Annotated in this window: 4 protein-coding genes; all 4 read right to left on the bottom strand. The window is 35.0% G+C overall.

Annotated elements, in window-relative coordinates; translation table 11 throughout:
* Positions 1-87: 87 nt before the first annotated feature.
* The gene (locus DB891_RS17255; RefSeq protein ID WP_116764817.1) at positions 88-471 is read right to left on the bottom strand and encodes a tetratricopeptide repeat protein; all 384 of its coding nucleotides are present in this window, start codon (positions 469-471) and stop codon (positions 88-90) included.
* A 59-nt stretch (positions 472-530) separates the two neighbouring features.
* Positions 531-1,295 carry a hypothetical protein gene (locus DB891_RS17260; protein ID WP_116764818.1) on the bottom strand — a complete coding sequence of 255 codons (765 nt, stop codon included), beginning with the start codon at positions 1,293-1,295 and terminating at the stop codon, positions 531-533.
* Between the two features lie 173 nt (positions 1,296-1,468).
* Positions 1,469-2,380 (bottom strand): PorP/SprF family type IX secretion system membrane protein, encoded by a 912-nt coding sequence (locus tag DB891_RS17265; RefSeq protein WP_116764819.1) that lies wholly within the window; start codon positions 2,378-2,380, stop codon positions 1,469-1,471.
* Positions 2,381-2,538: 158 nt separating this feature from the next.
* Positions 2,539-3,923: T9SS type B sorting domain-containing protein (locus tag DB891_RS17270; RefSeq protein WP_189337167.1), on the bottom strand; the 1,385-nt coding region annotated here is incomplete at its 5' end.

Below are 3,923 nucleotides of genomic sequence, written 5' to 3' on the forward strand. Positions count from 1 at the left end.
TATCGCTAGGTAAAGTAGTATGTTATTTTTCATAATAATTATTTTTATAGGAATTTAAGTTTGTCTTTTGGTTCATGTCCAAAATAATTACTTGGTTTGATTTCCGGATAATTGATTGAATTTTTTCAAATTTTCACTGGCTTTTTCGTTTTCACCTATAGCTTTCAAAGAAATGGAATAGCGGTAATAATATTCGGGTTCTAAATCAGTTGTCATCTCACATAATTCACCATAACATTTGGCCGCTTTATCCAGTTCCTCGTTGAAGAAATAGGCATTGCCCATTTTTTTGAGCATATCAGGGGATTTATATCCTTTCTCCGATACTCTTTCATAGGTTTTTACAGGGTCAATATAGGTGTAGTTGTCTTTTTTTTGAGTCTCATTCGATACTGCTTTAGTCTTTTGTGCATAATTGTTAAATGAAAAAAGACTGAGTATCGTTAGGTAAAGTAGTAGGTTATTTTTCATAATAATTAGGTTTTAGTGTGATCTTGATTCTTCTTTTATGTATTTCGGTTTTGCATCCATTACTTGATGGTGTTTCCAGATAATTGATTGTATATTTTTAAATTTTCACTGGCTTTTTTGTCTTCTCCTATAGCTTTTAAAGAAATAGCATAGCGGTAATAATATTCGGGTTCCAAATCAGTTGTCAGGGCAAATAATTCGGCATAGCATTTGGCCGCTTTTTCCAATTCATCATTGAAGAAATAGGCATTGCACACTTTTTTGAGCATAAAGATGGATTTGTATCCTTTCTCTGTAACCCTTGCATAGGTTTTTATGACATCGATATAGGCATAGTCTCCCATTTTCTTGGGACTGTCTATAGTAGTTTTAACGTTTAAACGGTTTTTTAAGGAGTCAATGTTTTTAGCTTGTATAGTATTTATCGGCTCCACTTTTGTAAATGTAGGAGCTGCAACTTCTATTTTTTGTTCAACCGGAGCATATACTGGAGTAACAACTTCAGTGTTTTGTTCCACGTCTTTATATAGTATAGTTATAACCCGGGTGTTGTTTGGACCTAAATCGTATGTGTTTATTAATTTAGGATCCGGCACATCATAAGTGGTAGTGTGTCCTCCAAATTTTAAATTCACGGTTTCTACTACACGATACGTTTTTACGGTTTTCACAGTTTTTACCGAGTTAGTCATCGTTCCTATTTTAGCATTTATTTGATTGTCAATTGCTTTTTTATTACTAGTGTCGACTTGAACAATCTGAGCAAAACAATTAAATGAAAAAACACTTACTATTGTTATGTGAAGAAGTATATTTTTTTTCATGATGAATTATTTTTAAAAGGAATCTTGGCTTGCCATATTGTAGGTTGCTTTTAAGTTGCATTAATCTTTTAATCAAGATCAAGATGTTTTTTTTTCTTTATATTTTGGGGTGAATAGCTGAAAAAGAAGAACATCTTGATCTTGATATGTAATTAATTTTTTATTTAAATTCATTAGAAGAATCTAGGGGTTACCATTTTACTGTTTTTCTTGAATATTTCATAACGCAAGAATATCTCGTGCGATCCGGAATTGTAGTTGTCGAGTTCTGTAGTTTCAAAATCGTAAGCGTATCCTATATAAAATGCGTCGGAAATTTGAAACCCAACCATGGCACTCAAAGAGGCGCTCCATCTGTAGGCCAGACCCACAGTAAATTTTTCATTGAACATAAAATTCCCTGAAACATCCAATTGTAGCGGAGCTCCCTCGGTCATTTTGGCCATAAAAGTAGGTTTGAATTTTATGGATGAATTCAAATCGAATACATATCCCCCAATTAAATAGTAGTTTATTTTTTCTTTATAAACCCGCACTTCATTGTCGTCATAGGCATTTGTTTCTATAAAATTTGGAATAGAAAACCCCAGATATGCTTTATGGGAATGCAAGTAAAGACCGGCACCGATGTTGGGTGAAAATTCGTTGTCAATATTTTGAAATTCAGGGTCAGTTTGATCTCCTGGATTTAGCTTGGTCACATCGACATTAAAAATGTTTGCGGTTCCTTTAACCCCAAAAGAGAGTCTGTATGATTCGGAAACAGGTATGTAATATGATATATCCGCAGAGATTGAGTTATTCGTTGAAGGCCCAATTTCATCATTCACAATAGAAACTCCAAGTCCTACTTTGCTGTTATTGAAAGGGGTATTTACCGAAACCGTATTTGTAACTGGGGCTCCATCAAGTCCGACCCATTGCGTACGATGCAAAGCAAAAATACTTAATGCGCCTCTTGTTCCTGCATAAGCGGGATTTACATTTACTGTGTTGTACATATATTGAGTATATTGGGCATCTTGTTGCGCAAAACTTGCAATGGCTGTAAACATCAAAACGAAAGAGAATAATTTTGTTTTCATAGTCGCTATTTGTTGGTTAAAAGGGTTGTTGCTTTTTGTAACAACCTAGCTTTGAGGTGTTTTTGAGTAATAGTGTAGTATTTATATTAAAGATAGTTAAAAAACACTCTGAGTATTACTTTTGCCCAAAGTATTTTTTAACAGACCCTTAGCTCATTTTATTTGATTAAATAGAGATAACCATCTTTTTTAACATTTTGCGCTTGACCAAGACCATCAACAGTTTCGTAGCTCAAGATATAGAAATACGTTCCGGTTGGTAAACCTTCTCTTTTATTGATGGTTGTTCTTCCTTCTGAGTATCCTCTAAAAGCATTGCCTTGATTATTGTAATTGTCTTTCTCGAATACTAAAACTCCCCAACGGTTGAAAACTTCCAGTCTGATATTTCTGTAGCAATCGTTGTCTTCTAAGTTTTCAATTTGGAAATAATCATTTCTTCCATCCTCATTTGAAGAGAAAGCATTATGAATAATTATCGTTTTACAAGGAAGCACTTTACAATCATCGTTGATATCCATTACAAGGAATATGCTTCTTGGGCAATCTCCGGCAATTTTGTATTCAAAATGGTAGGTGTTTACCGGTGATATGGATATTCCAAAAGGATCAAAAATATTTGCGTTTAGCCTTCCTGTATTGTCTGTGTCAACCCAGGTTCCATTTGTAGGAGTTCCTTGAGGAAGGAAGCTAAATAAATCTACCAGAGTTGTATCAGCGTTACAAGGGGATTGATTTTCTGGAACCGTTATGGTAACCGAATCAATTCCTGCCACATTGATTGTAATGGTTGCCGTAGAACAATTTGTGGGATTTACAGCCTCGCAAATTTGATAATCAAAAGAGTATTGTCCCGCAGCCACTCCTTTTATGAAAGTAATGTTTCCTTGTTCATCTATTTTGATGTATTGTCCGAGTGCTGTTAACAATTTGAATTTAAGATCAGCGGGATTGGCCACTACACCATTTAATAAATCATTGCTTAATGCATTTCGAATCTCTTCTGGAATAGAACATTGTGTAACACTAAAGGTGTCGTTTGTCGCTTGTATAATAGATTTTGTAAGCGGAGTGATTGTACAATCAGGACACTCGGGATCTTTAGGACAAGAAGTGCAAGGCGTAGGATCGGTAGAAGTGTGCGTTACAGGGTTATCTTTTGGATCTTTTGAATTAGCCGTTGCCCAATTGTATACAAACCCTTTATTGATATCATTTTGAGTAATAGTATGATACCCTGAGAATGTAGTTGAATCAGTGGCCCCAACACCAAGTGTTGGGATTGATACACCCGCAATCACGGCATTAATGTCTGTTACGGTTACGTTGGTAAGGGTTACGTTTCCGGTATTAGTGATTACGAAGTTATACGAAACTACATCTCCCACATTAGTAATACCATCATTGTTAGTGTCTTGATAAGTACCGTCTTTGGTAATAGCAATACTAGCTGTAGTACAAATACGAATCACATTATCACCATCCTCATTTGCTGAATCACCTGAATTGTCATTTACTTCATTACCATTAGGGGCAAAACCTT

Source organism: Flavobacterium laiguense (assembly GCF_003097655.1).
GTDB lineage: Bacteria > Bacteroidota > Bacteroidia > Flavobacteriales > Flavobacteriaceae > Flavobacterium > Flavobacterium laiguense.

Excerpts from the sequence above, each read along its gene's own strand:
- DB891_RS17255 (WP_116764817.1), bottom strand. The coding sequence starts at position 471 with ATGAAAAATAACCTACTACTTTACCTAACGATACTCAGTCTTTTTTCA.
- DB891_RS17260 (WP_116764818.1), bottom strand. The coding sequence starts at position 1,295 with ATGAAAAAAAATATACTTCTTCACATAACAATAGTAAGTGTTTTTTCA.
- DB891_RS17265 (WP_116764819.1), bottom strand. The coding sequence starts at position 2,380 with ATGAAAACAAAATTATTCTCTTTCGTTTTGATGTTTACAGCCATTGCA.